Below are 19,268 nucleotides of genomic sequence, written 5' to 3' on the forward strand. Positions count from 1 at the left end.
ACGAAGGCAAGATACAGCCGTGCCGACTAATGTCGCGTCGCTACGCGGAATCAGGCTCACAGGCGATTCGCACCGGACGACCCGTACTCACCAGGTCCGCCGGCCAAGCTCCGCCGGGTTCGGCCCGGGGAGTCCGTCCGTGTCGCGCAGCGCGTACAGGTTGCCGTTCGAGCTGCCGACGTAGACGAGGCCGCCGGCCACGACCGGCAGGGTCTGGAACCTGCCACCGGTCTGGAAGCGCCAGCGGGGCGCGCCGGTGGCCGTGTCCAGCGCGTGCAGCGTGCCGCCCTCGTCTTGGGCGAAGACGGTGTCCTCGTGGACCGACACCCTGGCGGTGAGCGGCCTGCTCCACCGTTCTGCCCCGGAGACGGGGTCGAGGGCGTGCAGGTGCCGGCCGCCGACGTAGACCACCCCTCGTGACTCGGTGACGTGCCAGAGGCCGCTGTCGCCCGCGGTGGTGAGTCTCCAGCGCTCCTCGCCGGAGGCGATGTTCAACGCGTACGTGCGCCCGGCGAGGTCGCCGAGGTATACGGTGCCGCCGATCACGATGGGGGCGTACCGGACGCCGTCGCCGAAGCGGGTGCGCCACCGCGTCTTCCCGGTGGCGGGGTCGAGCGCGGACACCTTCGTGCCGGCCGCCACGAAGAGGGCCTCGTCGGTCGCGGTGAGGTAACCGGCCGGGGTGAGGTGACCGGTGCCCAGACGGGAGCGCCAGCGAAGGGCGCCTGTCTTGGCGTCGAGGGTGGACAGCAGGCCTTCCTGGCTGCTCACGTAAACGGTGCCGGCGGCCACGGCTACGCGGCCCAGGCTGCCGGGGACGCGGAAGCGCCACCGCTGCTCGCCGGTGGCGGCGTCCAGCGCGACGACGTGGGTGAAGCCGATGCCCGCGTACACGCTGCCGGCCTCGATGACGATGTCACTGGTGTCGAACCGGCGGTTCCACCGCATCCGGCCGGTGGCGGCGTCGACGGCTGCCACCCCGTCGCTTCTCGCGGCGTAGAGTACGCCGTCCACCAGCATGGGCGCGGCGGGCCAGGATCTCCATCGCACACGACCGGTGGCGGCGTCCAGCGCATACAGCCCGTCGTCGGCGCCGGCGTACACGACACCGCCGTCCACCACCGGGTCGGCACGGACACCCCCGTCGGCGAGATGGGTCCAGCCGCCCGTCCGCTCCGGAGGACGGACGCGCTCCCCCGGCCGGTAGCGGGCCATCAGGTTGTCGCGCACCCGGACCGCGGCCAGGCACTGGAGCAGCCGGGACGACGACGTCAGCCGGACGATGACCGGCCCCACGTTGACGAGCGTCGCGCCGAAGGTCCCGCCGGGGCCGTGGGCCGTGTAGGAGAAGATGCCGTCGCCCTCGATCGTAGGGTCGTAGTCGAAGCTCTCGTGACGCCTGATCTGCCCGGCCGCGGCGGCGAAGAGGGCGCCGGCGTCCGACGAGGACACCCAGCTCACAGAGAGCGAGATGACTTCGCCGTCGTCCTCGGGCGGTACCCAGTCGCAGGTCACGGGCCTGGGCAGCGTGAGGTCGCCCAGTGACTTGCTGCCGGGGACCGGGCGGACGCCTTGGCCGAGGTCGCGCGGGGTGAGCAGGGAGCATGCGTCCGGCCAGGCGTGCGGCGGGACGCCGCCGAGCGCGACGGGGCCGGTGGGACGTCCGTAGACCGGACGGAAGGCGGTGACCTGGGCGTCACTGTGGATGAAGGCCAGGTGCGATGTCACTCCCACGAGATTGGTGACGTGGGGGAGCGGCCTGTCGAGGGGGAACGCGCCGAGACGGCCGGTATCCCGGTCACGCGAGATGAGGTACCCGGGCAGCGGCCACGCGTTGTTCCAGTCGAACCCGGCGTGGTCCTCAGCGTCGGGATGATGGCCGACCTCCAGCGGCGGGCTCCAGCGGCCGTCGCCGCCGGCCGGCCCCCAAGCGGCGGCCCTGTCATGGCGGGAGACGGGCAGCGGCGTGCCGTCCTGGGTGAAGAGGAACTCGTCGTCGTCCACCCCCGCGATGACGAAGCCCTCCGACGCCCTGCCGAACCAGAGCCGTATGCCGTCGTCCGCGGTGGTGTGCCGGGTGGTCACCGGACGTGTCCAGTTCCTCCGTAGCGTGCGCGGATCAAAGGAGTCGAGCCGCACGCGGCCTTGCCCGCAGTGGCTCAGGAGCAGCACGGCCCGGGATGTGGAGCCGAGCTGTCCCTCGCAGCCCACCGCGTCGGCGGCCCGCGCGTGGACGCCGCCGGTTCGCACGTCGAGCGAGAGCAGCCCGGACTCCCGCTGGAAGACGACGACGCCGTACTCGGACACCAGGATCCGCGGGAGGTTGTCCGCCCGTGGCCCCGACGGGGGCAGCACGTGCCGCCACAGCAGGCCGCCGGAGGCCAGGTCGTAGCCGTACAAGGTCCGATCCAACGATCCTTTCGGACTCCCGGCCACGACGAGAGTGCCGGTCGTGGCCCACGCGTCGTCGAGGGAAGGGGCGGAGGTGCGAATGGTGCGCCGGATCGCGCCGGTACCGGGATCGCGCACGGTCACGGTCCCCTCCGGCGTCGCCGTGATCAGATTCTCGCCGGACAGGAAGGAGAGCCTGGCTGTCTCCCCGGCGGGGACCGACCACGCCGCCTCCCACCCCATGAGTTCCAGCGAAGGTCGCGGGTCGTCGGCGACCGCGATCGCGGCGGCCGCCGAGAGCACCGTCAGGGCCCGGAGGCAACGGGTGATCAGCACGTCCGGCGTCCCCCGCAGGAGACCGGCCGCCAGCCTCCCTGCGGCGCCTCCCGGTAGTAGGCCCGGTAGCGGGCGGCCTCGCCGCTCAACCGGAACGGCCCCCCATCCGGCCCTTTGATCACGACCTTTTCCGTACGGTCGTCCGCGAGCACCGTGACCAGGAGGTCGAACTCGTAGTATGCCTTCTTGCCGGTGAAGCTCAGGCTGAGCGTGATCCGCTCGTCCCGTTTCAGGTCGATCTGCTTCTTCCGGAAGTACGAAGTCTCGGTATCCTCGCCGGTGGTGAACCGGGGCGCGGGACGGTCGAGATCGGCGGCCATCTCGACGGTGCCCGCCTCGCCGCCGGTGATGGCGATCAGGCGGGCGCCCTCCGACACCGGCATGCGGGCGAGGACCCGCGGCTCGATGTCCACGATGCGCAGGCTGGTGCGGTTCCCGGTCAGCACGACGGTGACGTCCATGCTGCCGATCAGGGCCATCCGGTGGCGCGCCAGCACCGCGTCACGCCGCGTCCCCGAATTGGCGGCCAGCATGACCGCCCGATCCTCGGGGTCGGTCACCGGTTCGCGCAGGACGGTGTCGCGCTCGGAGTAATCGACGGCCACGTGGCCGACGGTGATCGGGGCGGCGCCGCTGACACGGCCGATCGTGTCGGAGCCGTGCGCATTGTACCACTCGGTGAACACGACGCCGAACGCGGCCAGGAGCACGGCGCCGGCGATCCCCGCCAGCCACGCCAGCAGCCCTTTCGGCTGGGCGGGATCGGACGCCTCGGCTCCCTCCTGCTGCTGGGCCGCGACGTCGCGGCCAGCCGATGTGCGCTTCTTCCGGCGCGCTCTGCCCATGGGAACGTATCCCTCCGCGACCGATCGTCGAGACCAGGGTAAGCACGATCTTGAGCGCGTACGAGCGGTTTCCGGTTATTCACGACCGGTGAGCGTGTCCTGCAGATCCGCTGCCCACTCGTGCGGGAGGCGGACCTCATGGTGGGAACCCAGGCGCATGCTCAGCCGGCACCCCCGCCGGGATGATCAATCGCTGGTGCGGGCAAAGTAGTCCGGTGCGTGCCGCCGAACCCGGCCGTTCTCGACCCGGCTCAGCCAGAACGGCTGAGGGGATGCGTTCCCGCCGGTGGTCATCCGCTGGTGATGAACAGGAGCAGGCCGAGGCGTTTCGCCGCGCCCTACCCCCATGGGATCGACCGGACAGCGGACCCGGCCATACCGGTGGTGCCGTCCGACCCGAGAGTGGGTGACCCGCCAGGGGCGACGCCCGGACTCTGGCGGCTCACCCGCTCTCGGTGACGGCAGCGGGCTGATCACCCGGCGGCGCGCGCCACCGGCTGCCTGAGCATCGTCCTGGGCTCAGGATCGGTGAAATCGGTCAGGTAGATCTCGTGGTGCAGCCCGTTGCGTACCAGACCGTGCTCGGCCATGAATGCCTCCATCACGTCGAGCGACGCCTTCTCCTCGCTGTAGGGCCCCTCGTGGAGCAACTCCACGCACTCGCCCTCGGTGAAGGTGACCACCTGGACGCGGTCGACGGCCGCGCCAGACGCGCGTGCCTGCTCACGCGCCGCCTCGACCACCCCCGGCTCGGGTACGTCAGGCAGCGGCAGCAGCAGATGCCACCGCCACTGATCGCGCGGCACTTCCAGCGGCGGCCGAGAGGTGTCCTCCACCCACCAACGGCCCTCCAGCGGGCTGGCCGGGCCGCCCATGACGGCGGCCACGGCGTAAAGGGCACCGATGGCCGAGACGTGCTCGGCGCCGCCGGGCTCGCCCATGCCGGTGACGTTGAGGCAGGTGACGGGGTCGCAGTGGACCAATTGCGGTGTCATGGCTCCTCCAAAGGAATCATCAGGTGGGTGCTCAGCCGATCGGGCGGGGTGGTTGCCGGGTCGGACACGTACACCTCGCGGATCGGACCGCGGACGGGACGGCGACGCTCAGCGCACCAGGACAGCAGCGCATGCGCGGTCAGCCCGATCTGGCCGTACGGGCCGACGTGAGTGGCGCCGGCGAACCGGCCGCCTGGCAGCACGTCGAGCGGGCGCAGCAGCCCGATCGACAGCGCATCGCGCCTGTTCGTGCCGGTAGTAGCGGTACCCGGTGTGCTCGTCCACGTACGCGGGCACCAGCAGTCGGAGCTCGGCGTAGTGCCGCAGCTGTTTGATGCTCAGCCGACCGAGCCTGGCGAACTGCCCGATCGGCAACAGCTCCTCGTCCATGCCCCCAGCATGGAGTCTCCCAGTGTGGGAGAGTCCAGCCGTGTGTCCTTGATCGGTAGGAACAAGGTCTTCGATGGCCTCTGACAGCCATCCAGCCCGATCGGTTCTTTCCGGCCTACTGCCTCTGCCTCCGCCCCAAGAGGATCGGCGCCTCGCTGGAGATCTTCCGCACCCTGCGGAGGGCTGATCAACCTCCAGCCGCAAAGTAGCTGTGAGTGATCGGAGTTACGGCCAGTACAGGGGTGTCGGTAAGACCGACGCCACCAGGCACCCGCGCTTCAGGTCAATGCGGCCTGCTTCTACCGCATTCCGGTCGTACCCCTCGTAGGCGGCCTCTTCAGGCTCGGTGAGCACGACGTCGGCGGCGGGGTCGATGTCGACCAGGCGCAGCGGCACGTGCTCATAGTGTTGGCTGACAGCTTGCACCGGTCGAGATGACGGTGGACGGTGGCCAGCGCGTCGGCGGCGGCCGTGGCGAGGTCGGCGGCAGACCGGATCGGGGTGACGGACGCGCCCATGATCACTTTTTCTCGCTGATGGTCAGCGCGTGGCCGGTCGGCAGGATGCCGCTGCCCCGGTAGGGGTGGGGAACTCCCCAGGCCCTGCGCGAATACACCATGCGGCTGTTCTCCGACGAGCACGCACAGATCGACGACGGCGAGGTCACCGAGCTGATCGAAGCCGGGGTGGCGGTCATCTTCCGGTAGGTCCCGGATCCGGGAATCGGAACCCCTGATCGGCCCGCGGGCATCGCCGGCATTCTCTACGGGCCCCGCCCGAGGTCTACGTCGGCCCTGCCGGACGGCGAAGCGGTGCCGGCGAAGCTCTGTTCAAGCAGCCTCCGACGGGGACTCCGGCTCCAGGATGATCGCCAGGAGCAAGGGCCGGGTTCGTAAGTGGCCGGGGTCGGCTTTTCCTGTCGCCGTCGTTCCAGGGCAAGCCGAGAAGACCGGGGCCGGGGCGCTCCCCGGAGGGTGGGGCGATGGCGACGGGAAGAGCCGACGGGGAGGTGCGTGCGTCCGCACGGGGTTCTCCGGTCGTGCCCGTCAGGATGGTGAGCAAGGAGGAATCACGGGGACTCACGGGCAGGGCGACACTGCCTCTGACCTGGAACGCAGCAGGTCACGAGGTTGCGAACTGAGATCTCGTTCCCTGTGTCGCTGAGGAGTGCCGGGTGGAGCCGTCGATGCGACCGGGAAGTCTTGGTACACCGCTCGACTCGCGTCCTGGATTCCCGCAGGTGATCTTCAGGTCGTATGAAGCGCCGGGGCGGCCAGAGGTTCGGGAGGTTGCCGATCGCGGACCCTGCACGAAACGACTCTTCACCATGAGTTACGGTCGGTTGCACATAGTGATGTTCGTGTCATGCGGAAAGGGCGGCGCACATGTCCAACGGTTTCCCCGACGGGGAGTTCTGCATCGTCAACGAGGAGACCGGCCTGTACCTGGCCTGCCTGCCCGGCGGCACCATCTACGGGGAACAGCAGGGGGTCGACAGGCTGACCGGTGAGACGGAAGGCATCGGCTACTCGCACACCAACGACCAGGTACTGGGGCTGCTCGAAGAGCCGTCGGGCAAGAAGTTCGAACGCTGGTTCCTCGACGACCGCAAGAACAGTCGGGGCCTGGAGTTCTACCACCTGGTCAACTGCGCTAAGGACATCCGCAGCTGGTACACGCTCTGGGCCGTCCTGCCGGCCCATAAGTCCTCGCCCTATGCCGACATCCCCGGAACGATCGCCAAGGTGTCGGTGCAGGGACGCGGACAGAGTGGGCAGACCCAATGGAGGGCCGAGGACGGCATGTTCTTCCCCGGCGACCCCGCCAAGGTCGTGACCTTGGCCAAGACCGGCTTGAGCGGCTACGAGGTCATCGTGGCCGATCGGGGCGCGCCCCGGCAGAAGTGGCGTTTCGTAACCGACAGCTGAGCAGCAGCGCGCCGAAGACGCGCCTCTTGGCACCTGACCCAACGGACGAGACGCACCGTAACGAGATAAACACTCGCACAGCGACGAAACAGATCAGAACGCCAACAATCCGCCGGATCACCCCTTCAAGATCAACTCAATGCGGGTTTTGAGCTTATGTGGGCCGCCTCCCCGACCGCCCGGTGCAGTGGGAGGTCGAAGCGCCGGAACCGGCCGAGCTGCGGCGCCTGGTCCTGGCCGCGGTCGAGTCGTACATGGACCGTCGCGTGCTGGCGGCGGTGGTCGCCGAGGAAGAACGCCAGCGCCACGCGTTGCAGACGTTCATCGGCCGGTGGGGCGGCCGGTAACCGGCGTTAGCGCAGGTCAGCGGAAAGGATCTTCGCCCAGGCGTCGGACCGCCTGGGCGAACTGGCGGACTGCCTCAAAGACGGCCTCGGTCAGGGAACGATGACGTGGAAGCCGGTGTCGCGGGCGCCGGAGGCGGTACCGGTGCCGACGAACACGTCGCGGGAATCCCCGCAGGAGGTGGCGCCGTCGGGGCGGACGAAGATGCTGGAGTTCCAGGGCGCGTCCACCCACCGGACGGTGGCGACCGGGACGGTGGTGGCGGCGTTGACATCGGAGTCGAGCCGGATGCAGTACTGGCCGGTGGCGATCTTGCGGACGATGGTGACGCCCTTGGAGCGGACGACGGAGCCGTCGGCGTTGACGACAGCGGCGGCGCGAACACCCGGGCCGGAGGCACCGCCGAGATCGGCCAGTGCCGGGACGGCGAAGGCGCCGAGCGCGCCAGTACAGGCGGTCAGGGCCACGGCGATGGCCATGGTGGTCTTCTTGATGCGCGGCATACTGACTCTCTTTCGAGCATGGGACAGTACAGGGCCAGGCTTCTCGTCGGGCCGGACGATGATCTCCCCACCCCTCGAAGCCAGCACTTACTGTAGTTATTTAGTGACTGAGAGTGGCTTTGGCGCGCGGTAAAGATGATCTCCTCATGCTGGAAGGCGAGACCCAACGAGAGGGCGGCCCGGGTACGGCGGGAACCCCTCTTCCCGCAAGATCGCGGACCTGCACCTGACCAGGGCCCCGATGTGACGGATACCGGCACGCCTGCACGCGGCTGACCTGCACGGAAGCACCCGTCAAAGTACGCCTGCGCCCGAGCGCCTTGGCGACTGCCGTCTCGCCGACCAGGCCACCCGCGCGTCAATCGGGGTTGAGGAACCCAGGAACAGCGGTTGGCGCTAAGAATGATCATGGTCGAGGTCGACTGCGATGCCGACGATGTGATGCGCGTCGTCACCCTGCCCGAGGAGATCCGGCCCGACCGCGACGACCGTCGTCGTGGTCCTGGTGCTCACGCTCGGCAGGGAATAGCTCCAGCTGCTCGATGGCGGCTGGCTGGGTCGTCAGCTTCAGGCAGCGCCGGCAGGTGACCGTCCCGCAGTCGGGGTGCGCCGCGTCCGGGTCCCAGCCGCTGACGCCGACCATGCACGCCGGGCCGGGCATCCGCTCTCCGCCCAGCCAGCTCGTCATCGCGACCTCGTGGACGATGCCGGAGGAGCGCACCCGCAGATTGGAGCCGTCGGCGTAGGCGGCCCGCACCGCCGCGGCGATCGTCGCCAGCGCCTCGCGCACGCCCGGCATGGCGTGCTCGTCACGGTGGTTCATGCTCCCCCTTCGGCCCCCGTCGACTCGATCGTGATCCTGCCTGTGCCTGTGCCTGTGGCTGCGGTGCGGCTGCTCGGGTCTGTCGTCGATTTTCAGCCTCGGCTCCGGCCGGGGTCCGGACGATGCGGCGGGGTCCGGTGCGGGCGCCGCTCGGGGGAGCGGCCGACGGCGGGGGCCGGTGACGGAGTAGTTCTGCGGGTCGTTTCCGCCGCGGCGACATCGGCGGGCAGGAGTCCGCGCAGGGCGAGCTCCCTGCGCACGGTCACGATTTCCTGCGGGCGGCGGCAAGGCTGCCCGCCGGGTGCCGCACGGGGGTGCGGGCTCCCATCGCCGCGATCTCGGCCCGGGTCGGCGGCGGCGGGTCGATCCGGGCCCGGTCCGCGGCGCTGGCCAGGTCGGCGCGTACAGCCTGTGCGCTCCGGCGCGCCCACCCATCGATCATCGTCCGGTGGTCGGCCGTGGCGCTTGCCGCCGCCGAACCAGATCGCCGTACGGCCCTGCTCCGGGGGCAGGGCCACGCAGTAGCCGACGACCTCCTCGCGGCCGCCGGCGGCGTAGCGGGGCCGCGCCCACACCCCGGCGGCCTTCGCCCGGCGGACGAACTCCGCCTCCGTGCTCGCGGCCATCGCCGCGGCCCGCACATGCCGGGCCAGGACGATCCGGTCCGGCTCCGCCGTACGGCCCGGCCCCGGCCCGGCCGCCCGCGCCCGCCGGGTCCGCTCGATCTCCGCCCGGCTGAGGCCGGGCAGGCCCCGCCGGGCCCGCCCTTCGATGACCCGCAGGCCGAACCGGTTCTCCAGCTCCCCGCACAGCCGCGACATCGCGATGCGGTCGCGGCCCGGCCGGGCCAGGCGGCAATCGGCGCTCACGAGGTTCACGGCCAGGTGGATGTGCTCACAGCCGCCGGTCGACGGGCCGTGGTGCACGGCGATCCACCGGCACGGCGCCCGCCCGTCCGTCCCGTCGAAGCCCAGCCGGGTCACGGCTGCGCGGGCCACCTCGGCCCACGCCGCATCCGTCAGATGCTCACCCGGCGCCAGGGAGAGCGCGCAGTGCCACACCCACCCACCGGCCGGTTCGATGCCCACAGCCACGCGGTGGTCATCCAGCGCGTACCCCTGGGCTTCCCCTCGTAACGTGGAGACCGAACCAGGAGAGGTTTGGCCGTGGCGGGAACCACGAGGCGTCGCTTTGATCCGGAGTTCCGGGCCGGAGCGGTGAGGATCGTCAAGGAGACCGGCAAGCCCGTCTCGCACGTCGCGCGAGATCTTGGTATCAACGAGTACACCGCGGCCCGCTGTCAGGCCGAATGCCGTAAGCACGGGGTGGTGCAGTGGATGGGCCGGGTCGGGTGCGCGCTCGACAACGGAGCCGCCGAGTCGCTCAACAGCACCTTGAAGGTCGAGTTCGTGCACCGGCACCACTTCCGTACCCGGGCGGAGGCTCGGCTGAAGATCGCGACCTGGATTGCGGACTTCTACAACGTCCAGCGCAGGCACAGCGCCAACGACGGGCTGCCGCCTGTCACATTCGAGCGTCAGGTCATCGAAAAGGGGCGAGCATCGACGGCCCTGTTCAGGGCCGCTGTGGCATAGGGCCGTCTCCACGGTTTGAGGGGATTGACACCCGCGCGCAGCTCCGCGGTGGGCATCAGCTCAGCGACGCCGACGCCGCGATGCTGGGCGGCTCGCCGCAGGGCGCCGGAGAGCGGAGCGGCGAGGATTTTCGCGCGCGGGTCGATGCGCAGCACCGCCTCCAGCAGTTGTTCGCCGGTGCCCGGATGGCGTCCGGCCATGAGCGCCTTGCCGTCTCGTGCTGCTGCGGGGTGAGCGCCTGGCCCGGGATCAGGCCGAGGCGCGCACGCCGTCACCGGCCCATTGCAGACCGCCGGTGACCGGATGCTGTTGCGCGCCCAGTTGCTGACAGTGGTCTGCGCCCGGTTGTTGTCAGTGGCCGCCGGACAGTTGGCCGGCCAGGCTGTCGTGCAGGCGGGCGCTGGGCTCGTTGAGGCCGGTCACGGTGACCGTCTTGCCGCGGGCGGCGTACTTGGTCTGCACCGCATCCAGCGCGGCTACCGAGGAGGCGTCCCAGATGTGCGCCTGTGCCAGGTCGATGACCACGTGATCGGGGTCGTCGGCGTAGTCGAACTGGTAGACCAGGTCGTTGCTGGAGGCGAAGAACAGCTCGCCGGTGACGGTGTAGACGACCTGCTTGCCGTCCGGGCCGACCGCGGGAGTGACGTTGGCCAGGTGGGCGACGCGGCGGGCGAAGATGACCATGGCGGTGATGGAGCCGATGACCACGCCGATGGCCAGGTTGTGGGTGGCCACCACGACCGCGACGGTGACGGTCATGACGATGGTCTCGCCCCAGGGCATGCGCCTGAGGGTGGCCGGGGCGACCGAATGCCAGTCGAAGGTGGCGAAGGAGACCAGGATCATGACGGCGACCAAGGCGGCCATCGGGATCTGCGACACCCAGGGGCCGAAGGCGATGCACAGCACCATGAGGAAGATGCCTGCGGTGAAGGTCGACAGCCGGGTGCGGGCACCGTTCTTCACGTTGATCATCGTCTGGCCGATCATGGCGCAGCCGCCCATGCCGCCGAACAGGCCAGTGATGATGTTGGCGACGCCCTGGCCGATGGACTCACGCGTCTTGTTCGAATGGGTGTCGGTCAGATCGTCGACCAGCTTGGCGGTCATCAGCGACTCCATCAGTCCGACCAGGGCCAGCGCCAGCGCGTACGGCGCGATCAAGGACAAGGTGTCCAGGGTGAAGGGCACCTCCGGCAGGCCGAAGGCGGGCAGCGCCGAGGGCAGGGCGCCACGGTCGCCCACTGTCGGCACGGCCAGGCCGGCGCCGAGGGTGATGGCGGTCAGGATGGCGATGGAGACCAGCGGGGCGGGCACCGCCGTGGTGATGCGGGGGAAGAACACCATCAGGGCCAGGCCGCCGGCCACCAGCGGGTAGACCGCCCAGGGCACGTCGAGCAGTTCGGGCACCTGCGCCATGAAGATCAGGATCGCCAGGGCGTTGACAAAACCGACCATCACGCTGCGCGGCACGAACCGCATCAGTTTCGCCACGCCGAGCGCGCCGAGCACGATCTGGATGAGGCCGCCGAGGATGACCGCGGCGACGAGGTAGGCCAGGCCGTGCTCGCGGGTCAGCGGGGCGACCACCAGGGCGATCGCGCCGGTGGCCGCGGAGATCATCGCGGGGCGGCCGCCCGCGACGGCGATGACCACGGCCATGGTGAAGGAGGCGAACAATCCGACGCTGGGGTCGACCCCGGCGATGACGGAGAACGAGATCGCTTCGGGAATGAGGGCGAGCGCGATCACCAGGCCGGACAGGATCTCGGTGCGGGCGACCTTCGGCGACAGCCAGGCCGGCCGGGAGGCGGGCAGCAGACGGGCAGGAGACAACGAGCGCGGCAAAAGAACGTCCTTGGACATGAGGGAGCCGCCGGGCGGCATGCGGCCGCAGGCAGGCCCCGCGGGGGCGGCAACAGGTGAAACACAAGGGAAGCAGCACCCACGTCAGGTGGGCGGCGAGATATCGACGGCCCCGGGGGCAAGCGCTGCACGGGCCACCGAAGGGAGGCCGGGCGCGGTTACCGGGACGGGAGTGTCACGGCGGGCAGCAGGCGGCGGGCATGCGCGGGCCGGTGTCCTTTGCGTCGGGATCGTCACACGGTGCGCCGGTGCGCCGTGTTCGGGCGGGCTGCGGAACAGCGTCCGCGACGATCGGGGCAAACCGGTAGGAATCTCCCCGTCGTCAATAACTCTACCCTAACGTTAGAGTAGAGATCGATGAGGGGTGGCCCTGTGCGGCCGCACCTCAGCCGCCCCTTGAGCAGTGAGGCCATCCCGATCGTGGACACCATGGGTGATGCCGCAGCCCCATCCGCCACCCTGCCTGCCTCGCGCAGTGGCGAAGGCCACATGCACATCGGTCAGGTGGCCGAGCGCACCGGGCTGTCGCTGCGCACCATCCGGCACTACGAGGAGGTCGGCCTGGTACCGGCCTCGGCCCGCAGCCAGGGCGGTTTCCGCCTCTACACCGAGGCCGACGTGGCACGGCTGATGGTGATCCGCCGGATGAAGCCGCTCGGTTTCACCCTGGAGCAGATGGGCGAGCTGCTGGCGGTAACCGACCGGCTGGAGGGCCGCACCGCATCCGGGCCGCTACCCGAAGCCGAGCGCCGGGCGCTCCTGCGCCAGCTGGAGGACTTCGAGCGCGCCGCCCGCGAGCGGTGCGAGGTGTTGCGCACCCAGTTGCAGTGGGCCGAGGAGTTCGCCGCCGATCTGCAGCGGCGCGGCCGGCAGGCCGCGCCCGCCTCCCCCTCTGGCTCGTCCGATTCCACCGATTCCGGCTGACGGCCGCGGGGTCCCTGGCGGGCGGTCAGCCGGTGCAGCGGTGGCCGGTCAGGCCGGGGACATCACCTCATAGAGGTTGCGGGCGGCATCGACGAAGAACAGCCCGCGCGGGCACAGCGGGTGGTCGATGCGGCCGTTGTCGGGCTCGGCGGGGCGGCTGCCATACGGCACGCCGGCCTGGCGCAGGCGGGTCAGGATCTGATCGAAGGTGGCCGGGTCCACATCGAAGGCCAGGTGCATACCGACGGGATCGTCCACGGTCATGAAGTCCAGGGTCAGCGTGTCGTTGATCCGCACGGGGGCGAAGTGGCCGCTTCGACCGGCGGGCGGCAGTTCTTCCAGCCCCATGACGGAGGCGAAGAAACGGGCCGCCTGGCGGTTGTCGACCGCCGGGACGATGGTGTGGTTCAGCGTGATGGTCATGCCGTGCTCCCGGGGGCGGCCAGGGCGCCGCGCAGGAGGATGTCGACGAGTTCTTCCGGGGACGCTTCCGCCTCGCGGGAGGCCGGGCCGGAGCGGGTGAAGAGCATCCCCAGGAAGACCGAGGCGATCTTTTCCGGCTCCAGGCGCAGGGCGGCGCGGTCGGGTTCGATCAGCTCGGCGACGGCCTCGCAGGTTGCCTTCATCGCGGCCTCGCGGCCGCCCGGAGCCGGTTGATCACTGGAGGTGCGCTCGCGGCGGTGGCCGGAGGCGTGCAGGGCGCCGATCACCGTGCCCATGCGCTCCAGGTGGGCGCGCAGGGCTTCGGCCGCCCGGGTCAGCCGGGTGGCGAGCGGATCGTCCAGGGGGATCGAGGCCAGTTCGCGCATGACGTGGTCGGGGTTCATCGCCTCGGCGGTGCAGGCGTCCAGGAGCTCGTCCTTGTCGGCGAAGACGCGGAAGATGGTGCCCTCGCCGATGCCGGCGGCGCGGGCGACCTGGCTGGTGGTGACGGCGGCACCGTGTTCGGCGACCAGCGGCAGCGCCGCGGCCACGATCATCGCTCGGCGCTGCTCGGTGCTCATGGCCGGCGCGCGCCGGCGGGGGGATGTCTGCGTCATGTGCCCTACCTTAATGAGTGAGTGCTCACTCCATTAGAGGGTCGGGGCCGCCCGCACCCGCGCGCCCTTTCCTCGATCACCGATCCCCGACGAACGGAGATCCGATTCTTGCCGTGACGGGTTGTTGCGATCCTCTTGGCAGGTCACCAGTGGGGGCGGACCGCACGGCGTTATGGGGTTGTCCGGCTCCGGCGGGCGTAGGCGCGGGCGGCGCGGGCGCGGTCGCCGCAGCGGACCGAGCACCAGTGGCGGCCGTGCCGCAGCAGGTAGCGGTTGCAGGGCGGCGAGCCGCAGGCGGTCAGGCGCTCGCGGTCGGGGCGGGGTGGCCGTCGACATGAGAGGCGAGCAGCGCGCGGATCTGTTCGCGCAGGGTGCGCAGTTGTGCCGCGCGCATCTCCTGCGGGCCGGCGTCGGTGCCGGCTACCGCCGCATCAGGTCGATCCGCAGATCGAGCGCCCTACGATGACTTTTGAAGCGGCACACGGTTCAGCGGGGACGGTGGCCCTTCCTGCCCCGGCCGGTTTGCGCGCCCCGGCGACCCGACCCGCCCGGAGCCGGGCTCCGCGGCTGCTTCCGCGCCTTCCCCTGGGCAGGCGCGGGGGTACGGCCCCGCGAGCTGTTCACCGTACGCCCACGGACGATGCCGATGAAGTCCTCCACCAGATCAGTCGTCGCCTCCGTGGGCCAGGCCAGCGCGATCTGCGACTGCGGCGTCTCCACGACTGGCCGGTAGGTCAGATCCTTGCGGTGATACAGGCGCGCCAGCGACTGCGGGACCAGTAGCAACCCGGACCCCGCCGCCACCAGCTCGATCGCCGCCGCCGTCGTGTCCGGGCGCGTGAAAGCCGGCAGCCCCGGCAAGGCCGTCCACTCAAGGGTGTCGTCCATCGGATGGAACACCTCATCGTCGGCGAGATCGGCAACGGTCACCTCGTCGGCGGCGGTCACCATGTGATCCTTCGGCACCACGACCACGGTGGTCTCGACATAGAGAGGAATCACGCTGAGCCCTTCGCGGTCCACGGGCAGCCGCACGAACCCGGCGTCGGCGCCGCCGTCGTGCAGGAATCTCACCACCTCGGCGGCGGCGACGGGGACCAGGGTGAGTGGCACGTCGGGCACACGCTCGGCCCAGACGTTGACCCATCTGGCGGGCGTCACCCCGGGCACGTAAGCCAGCCGGAACTCCCTGTCGGTCACCTCCTCAGGGTACCGATGTCAGGGGAAGCGGCTTCACGCCATACCCTTGACACCATGACCAAGCTCAAGACCACTCAGACGATGAAGCCCGCGACCGCGGCCAAGAAGCTGGGTGTGCTCCTCTCGGCCACTCCCGCCGAGTTCCAGGAGGGAGTCGTCTCCAGGGATGAGCTGAACGCGCTGCAGGCCAATCCGCCGGCGTGGCTGGCCGATCTGCGGCGCAACGGGCCGCACCCCAGGCAGGTCGTCGCCGTGAAGCTGGGCATTTCCAACTCGGGCCTGGCCAGGGGCGGCATCATCGGGCCGCTCACCACCGCCGAGATCGACGCCATCAAGGAGGAAAACCCCGAGTGGCTGAAGCGCGAGCGGTCGATTCAGGCCGAGGTGCGCAAGGAAGCGCAGCGTCTCAAGCAGCGCTAGTCAGCCGATGGGAGCGGCGATCGGTCCGGTTCGGTCCGCCGCCATCTGGGTCGGCCGCTGAGCCTTTCCAGCGCGGCCCGGCGCATGAGCAGCTCTACCGCGCCGTGGCTGACCGGGACGTGCCGGCCCAGGCGTAGCCCGGCATGCAGCGGAGTGACCGCGACCGGGACCGAGCCGAGCGGATCACCGACCGGCGGACGGCGATCCGGCGGGTGCCGAGCGCGGCCGACGTCGGCGACGTCGTGCTCAGCGCCGGCAAGGGCGCTGCTCGTTGAGGATCGTCCCGGTCGAACCTCAACGCCGTTCGCATGGCGCGACCTCTCGCCAAAGTGGAAGAGCGGGCCCTTGACGCCGAAGGGGACGCCGCTGGGCGCCGCCCGTTGCGACGTCACCCAGGACCTGCCTACTTGATCGCGCCCGCGCCGATGCCCTTCACGATGTGACGCTGCGCCATGAGGTAGAAGATCACAACCGGCACGATCGAGATGGTTGTGGCGGCCAGGAGGATCTGCTGCTGTGGCGTCTCGGCAGAGGTGAAGGCGGTCAGACCGCGCTGGATCGGCATGAGGGAGTTGTCCTCGAACAGGACGAGCGCCATGAGGTACTCGTTCCAGGCGCCCAGTCCCTGGATGACCGCCACGGCAGCGAGGCCGGGCCGTGCCAGCGGGAGGATCACGTTCCAGAAGATGCGCAGCGGGCCGGCGCCGTCCAGCGCGGCCGCCTCCTCCAGAGCGCGGGGCTGGCTGACGAAGAAGCTGCGCATGATGAGCGTCGACATCGGGATGCCCGATGTGATCAGGATCAGCACGTAGCCCACGGGATTGTTCGTCAGGTTCAGTGAGATGAGCAGCTTGTACTGCGCGAGGAACATGGCAGGCGCAGGGATGATCATCACGGCGAGGATGACGAACGTGAAAGCACCCTTACCCGCGAAGTCGAGCCGCGCGAGCGCGTACCCGGCGAGGCTGGACACCAGCAGGATGCCGATGACCGCGGATCCCGTGTAGAGAACGCTGTTGCGCAGGTAGACGCCGAGTTCTCCCTGCACCCACGCGGTCACGTAGTTGCCCCACTGCGGGTCGGCGGGCAGGAGGCTCTTGTTCGAAAGCAGTTCCGTGAGGCTCTGCAGGGATCCGGACAACATCCACAGCAGCGGGAACAGCGCGATCAGCGCGGCGACGCCCAGCAGTCCGTACAGGCCGACCTTGTCTAGCCGTACCGCCCGTCGAGGGCCTTCGGCCGTGCCGGCCGGTCCTGGAGTGACGGACATCGCGTCGGCCCTTTCTGTCATCCGGCTGCTCATGCGCGCGACCTCCGCCTGGTGATCGCCAGTTGGATCACCGACAGCAGCACGAGAGCGCCGCCGAAGATGACCGACATGGCCGCGGCACTGCCGTAACGCCAGTTGACGAACGCCTCGTTGTAGATCGCGAGGGTCGGCACCATCGTGTGATGGCCAGGCCCGCCGTTGGTCAGCACCTGCACGGTCCCGAAGATCTGGAGCGCGGCGAGCAGCGTGAGAAGACTGACGATCGACGTGACCGGGGCCAGTTGCGGCCAGGTGATGTACCGGAACTTCGACCGGCGGTTCGCGCCGTCGAGCTCGGCGGCCTCGTACAGTTCCTTCGGCACGTCCTGCAGCCCCGCGAGGAAGAGCAGGAAGCCGAACCCCCAGTGGAACCACACGAACACCGCCGCCACGACAGGCAGCGCGACGGCCGGGTCGCCCAGCCAGTTCTGCTGGAGCGTGCCCAGCCCCACCAGGCCGAGCAGCCGGTTGAGAACGCCGGATCCAGGGGCCAGGATGAACGAGAACAGCAGACCGACGACGACCACCGACAACACGCCCGGCAGGTAGAAGACGGTGCGGAAGAACGTCTTGCCGCGGGTGATGCTGTTGACGGCCAGCGCCATGCCCAAGGCGACTCCGTTGCCGACGACGAAACCGACGACACCGAAGAAGAGGACGTTGCGCATGGACGCCCAGAAAACCGGGTCCGACGCGACGAAGTCGTAGTTGTCCAGCCCCACCCACGGGGTGTCGGGGCTGACGCCGTCCCAGGACTGGAAGCTCAACAGGATGGCCTGCACGAACGGCGTGATCGTGAAGATCCCGATGAGTGCGACGGCCGGCGCCAGGAACAACCAGCCGATCAGGTTGCGCCGGAGGGCGCGCTTCCCGCGCGGCGCCCGAGATGGACGCCGCGCGGGAAGCGCAAGGTGCTGCGTCGTCATGACGTGCGATCCTGCGCTGCCTGGATGTTGGCGAGCACTTCGTCCACTGTCGCCTCGCCCAGCACCAGGCGCTGGGACTCCGCCCTGATCGCGGTGTTCACGTCAGGCGTGAAGGTTGTTGACATGACTTGCATGTCCTTCACGCCGGCGGCGAAGCCCACGAGCTGGTCGGGGATGTCCGTGCCGGCGAGGAGTTCCGGGTTGCTGGGGAGGATGCGGGCGTCCTTCGCGAACACCGCCTGCTGCTCGGGTTCGGTCAGCCACTTCACGAACGCGAGCGCCTCCTTGGGATGCTTGCCCCTCGGGTTGATCACCGCGCCCTTTCCGGGGATGCCCGGCGAGCGTGGTTCGTGGACGCTTCCGGGAGCCTTGGGCAGCCCGGTGGAGAAGTAGTCCTCGAACTCCGGGTTCGTGCGCAGGCCGACCGAGACGCCGGGGGCGGCATCGAAGATCGCGCCCATCGACTTGGTGAAGAAGGACGACTCCACGTTCGGGTGGTCGTCCTGGCCGCCGGGAATAGAGTTGTTCGCGAGGACGCCGGCCTTTTTCAGGTCGACCAGGAATTGGAAGGCGTTGCGCCAGCCGTCCTGTTTCCAACTCGATTTCCCGTTGAGGGTGGCTGCGATCTCGGCGTCCGTCAGCCAGTTCGAGGCGAGGGCCTGGATGATGTTCGGTGTCTGCGAGGCCGCGATGGAGAATTTCGCTCCCTTCGCGGCGAGCGCATCGATGAACGCGGCCGTCGTCGCGGGCGGTTTTTTCGCCGACATTCCGGTCAACGCCGGGTTGATGAGGAAGCCGTACGTCTGCGTCTCCCAATGCACCGAGTAGACGCCGGGCTTGACCCCGAGGTTGTTGCCTTCCTCGAACGTCGACATCTTGAGCACGGCGGGGCTGAAATTCTTGTTCCAACCGGCGTTCAACTCGGAAGAGAGGTCCATCGCCCAACCGGCCTTGTAGAACGGCGCCATCTGAGTCGCCTCGAATGACGAATAGATGTCGGGCATGGATCTGGACTGCGCCTTCGCCTGGAGCTTGGGCAGGTAGTCGGCCGGCCCGGGTGAGTCAATGGTGATCTTGACGCCGGTCTTCTTGGTGTACTGCTCCGCGAGTCCGGTGAGCGCGGCCTCTTGCCCGCGGGACTGATTCATGAAAGTCAGCCCGACGTCCCCGGTGGCAGATTCCTCGGACGACGAACAGCCCGCCAGGGCAAACGCCCCGACGATCGCCAGTGATCCTGCCGCGATGATGGTGCGGCGACGAGCGCCGCGTGCTGAAAGATTTGTACCCATGGTCCTCACCTTTGGAAGCCTTGGATGGGGAAGCGGTCACTTCTCTGTGCCCGCCCGGCATTTTTCGGTGGACGCCGTACGATGCCATTGATGTGGTTCCTGTTACTTGTCGCCGGCCATGTCGGTGCTGTCGGTCGGTTGCC

The 19,268-nt window shown here is 69.4% G+C and carries 23 protein-coding genes; 6 read left to right on the forward strand and 17 right to left on the reverse strand.

Features of this window, described 5'->3' with window-relative positions:
* Positions 1 to 87: 87 nt before the first annotated feature.
* From ABD841_RS07790 to ABD841_RS07815, 6 genes are all read right to left on the reverse strand, one after another.
* Positions 88 to 2,727 (reverse strand): outer membrane protein assembly factor BamB family protein, encoded by a 2,640-nt coding sequence (locus tag ABD841_RS07790; protein WP_344969296.1) that lies wholly within the window; start codon positions 2,725 to 2,727, stop codon positions 88 to 90.
* The gene (locus ABD841_RS07795) at positions 2,721 to 3,572 is read right to left on the reverse strand and encodes a hypothetical protein (RefSeq protein ID WP_344969298.1); all 852 of its coding nucleotides are present in this window, start codon (positions 3,570 to 3,572) and stop codon (positions 2,721 to 2,723) included. Before ABD841_RS07795 ends, ABD841_RS07790 begins: the two co-directional genes overlap by 7 nt.
* 473 nt (positions 3,573 to 4,045) lie before the next feature.
* Positions 4,046 to 4,567, reverse strand: a complete 522-nt coding sequence (locus tag ABD841_RS07800; RefSeq protein ID WP_344969300.1) for a GyrI-like domain-containing protein — start codon at positions 4,565 to 4,567, stop codon at positions 4,046 to 4,048.
* Entirely contained in the window at positions 4,564 to 4,770 is a 207-nt protein-coding gene (locus ABD841_RS07805; protein WP_344969302.1) for a GyrI-like domain-containing protein, read from the reverse strand. Before ABD841_RS07805 ends, ABD841_RS07800 begins: the two co-directional genes overlap by 4 nt.
* On the reverse strand, positions 4,676 to 4,957 hold the full coding sequence (locus ABD841_RS07810; RefSeq protein WP_344969304.1) for a MerR family DNA-binding transcriptional regulator: 282 nt from the start codon (positions 4,955 to 4,957) through the stop codon (positions 4,676 to 4,678). The genes ABD841_RS07805 and ABD841_RS07810 overlap by 95 nt, the downstream gene beginning before the upstream one ends.
* A 225-nt stretch (positions 4,958 to 5,182) precedes the next feature.
* On the reverse strand, positions 5,183 to 5,353 hold the full coding sequence (locus ABD841_RS07815; protein ID WP_344969306.1) for a hypothetical protein: 171 nt from the start codon (positions 5,351 to 5,353) through the stop codon (positions 5,183 to 5,185).
* 989 nt (positions 5,354 to 6,342) lie between these two features.
* On the opposite strand from ABD841_RS07815, the gene ABD841_RS07820 reads away from it, so the two are divergent.
* Both ABD841_RS07820 and ABD841_RS07825 read left to right on the forward strand, forming a co-directional pair.
* Positions 6,343 to 6,885, forward strand: coding sequence for a hypothetical protein (locus tag ABD841_RS07820; RefSeq protein ID WP_344969308.1), 543 nt, complete (start codon positions 6,343 to 6,345; stop codon positions 6,883 to 6,885).
* Between the two features lie 158 nt (positions 6,886 to 7,043).
* The gene (locus ABD841_RS07825; protein WP_344969310.1) at positions 7,044 to 7,232 is read left to right on the forward strand and encodes a hypothetical protein; all 189 of its coding nucleotides are present in this window, start codon (positions 7,044 to 7,046) and stop codon (positions 7,230 to 7,232) included.
* Positions 7,233 to 7,322: 90 nt separating this feature from the next.
* On the opposite strand, the gene ABD841_RS07830 is transcribed toward ABD841_RS07825, so the two are convergent.
* From ABD841_RS07830 to ABD841_RS07840, 3 genes are all read right to left on the reverse strand, one after another.
* Entirely contained in the window at positions 7,323 to 7,733 is a 411-nt protein-coding gene (locus ABD841_RS07830; protein WP_344969312.1) for a hypothetical protein, read from the reverse strand.
* Between the two features lie 451 nt (positions 7,734 to 8,184).
* Positions 8,185 to 8,556, reverse strand: coding sequence for a hypothetical protein (locus ABD841_RS07835; protein WP_344969313.1), 372 nt, complete (start codon positions 8,554 to 8,556; stop codon positions 8,185 to 8,187).
* A 92-nt stretch (positions 8,557 to 8,648) separates the two neighbouring features.
* Positions 8,649 to 9,650 carry a relaxase/mobilization nuclease domain-containing protein gene (locus ABD841_RS07840; RefSeq protein WP_344969315.1) on the reverse strand — a complete coding sequence of 334 codons (1,002 nt, stop codon included), beginning with the start codon at positions 9,648 to 9,650 and terminating at the stop codon, positions 8,649 to 8,651.
* 72 nt (positions 9,651 to 9,722) lie between these two features.
* Here ABD841_RS07840 and ABD841_RS07845 point away from each other — a divergent pair, with 72 nt between their 5' ends.
* On the forward strand, positions 9,723 to 10,151 hold the full coding sequence (locus ABD841_RS07845; protein WP_344969317.1) for an integrase core domain-containing protein: 429 nt from the start codon (positions 9,723 to 9,725) through the stop codon (positions 10,149 to 10,151).
* A 351-nt stretch (positions 10,152 to 10,502) separates the two neighbouring features.
* Here ABD841_RS07845 and ABD841_RS07850 read toward each other — a convergent pair whose 3' ends face one another.
* Entirely contained in the window at positions 10,503 to 12,017 is a 1,515-nt protein-coding gene (locus ABD841_RS07850; RefSeq protein ID WP_344969318.1) for a SulP family inorganic anion transporter, read from the reverse strand.
* Between the two features lie 489 nt (positions 12,018 to 12,506).
* On the opposite strand from ABD841_RS07850, the gene ABD841_RS07855 reads away from it, so the two are divergent.
* Positions 12,507 to 12,941, forward strand: a complete 435-nt coding sequence (locus tag ABD841_RS07855; protein WP_344969320.1) for a MerR family transcriptional regulator — start codon at positions 12,507 to 12,509, stop codon at positions 12,939 to 12,941.
* Between the two features lie 48 nt (positions 12,942 to 12,989).
* Here ABD841_RS07855 and ABD841_RS07860 read toward each other — a convergent pair whose 3' ends face one another.
* The 4 genes from ABD841_RS07860 to ABD841_RS07875 all read right to left on the reverse strand — a co-directional run bounded on the left by ABD841_RS07860 (position 12,990) and on the right by ABD841_RS07875 (position 15,181).
* The gene (locus ABD841_RS07860) at positions 12,990 to 13,364 is read right to left on the reverse strand and encodes a VOC family protein (protein ID WP_344969321.1); all 375 of its coding nucleotides are present in this window, start codon (positions 13,362 to 13,364) and stop codon (positions 12,990 to 12,992) included.
* Positions 13,361 to 13,981 carry a TetR/AcrR family transcriptional regulator gene (locus tag ABD841_RS07865; RefSeq protein ID WP_344969322.1) on the reverse strand — a complete coding sequence of 207 codons (621 nt, stop codon included), beginning with the start codon at positions 13,979 to 13,981 and terminating at the stop codon, positions 13,361 to 13,363. Before ABD841_RS07865 ends, ABD841_RS07860 begins: the two co-directional genes overlap by 4 nt.
* Positions 13,982 to 14,151: 170 nt before the next feature.
* Entirely contained in the window at positions 14,152 to 14,283 is a 132-nt protein-coding gene (locus tag ABD841_RS07870) for a CGNR zinc finger domain-containing protein (protein ID WP_344969397.1), read from the reverse strand.
* Positions 14,284 to 14,467: 184 nt separating this feature from the next.
* Complete coding sequence (locus ABD841_RS07875) at positions 14,468 to 15,181, reverse strand: LysR family transcriptional regulator substrate-binding protein (RefSeq protein ID WP_344969324.1); 714 nt, start codon at positions 15,179 to 15,181, stop codon at positions 14,468 to 14,470.
* A 54-nt stretch (positions 15,182 to 15,235) separates the two neighbouring features.
* Between ABD841_RS07875 and ABD841_RS07880 the strand changes: the two genes are divergently transcribed.
* Both ABD841_RS07880 and ABD841_RS07885 read left to right on the forward strand, forming a co-directional pair.
* Positions 15,236 to 15,601, forward strand: coding sequence for a DUF5997 family protein (locus ABD841_RS07880; RefSeq protein ID WP_344969325.1), 366 nt, complete (start codon positions 15,236 to 15,238; stop codon positions 15,599 to 15,601).
* A gap of 143 nt (positions 15,602 to 15,744) precedes the next feature.
* Positions 15,745 to 15,876, forward strand: a complete 132-nt coding sequence (locus ABD841_RS07885) for a hypothetical protein (RefSeq protein ID WP_344969326.1) — start codon at positions 15,745 to 15,747, stop codon at positions 15,874 to 15,876.
* 128 nt (positions 15,877 to 16,004) lie between these two features.
* On the opposite strand, the gene ABD841_RS07890 is transcribed toward ABD841_RS07885, so the two are convergent.
* From ABD841_RS07890 to ABD841_RS07900, 3 genes are read right to left on the reverse strand one after another with little or no spacing between them, the layout of a single operon-like run.
* A complete protein-coding gene (locus ABD841_RS07890; protein WP_344969328.1) occupies positions 16,005 to 16,892 on the reverse strand; it encodes a carbohydrate ABC transporter permease in 888 nt (295 codons plus the stop codon).
* Positions 16,893 to 16,900: 8 nt separating this feature from the next.
* A complete protein-coding gene (locus tag ABD841_RS07895) occupies positions 16,901 to 17,836 on the reverse strand; it encodes a carbohydrate ABC transporter permease (RefSeq protein WP_344969330.1) in 936 nt (311 codons plus the stop codon).
* Entirely contained in the window at positions 17,833 to 19,125 is a 1,293-nt protein-coding gene (locus ABD841_RS07900; RefSeq protein WP_344969331.1) for an ABC transporter substrate-binding protein, read from the reverse strand. Before ABD841_RS07900 ends, ABD841_RS07895 begins: the two co-directional genes overlap by 4 nt.
* Positions 19,126 to 19,268 lie beyond the last annotated feature (143 nt).

Source organism: Streptosporangium fragile, assembly GCF_039534445.1.
Taxonomy (GTDB): domain Bacteria; phylum Actinomycetota; class Actinomycetes; order Streptosporangiales; family Streptosporangiaceae; genus Streptosporangium; species Streptosporangium fragile.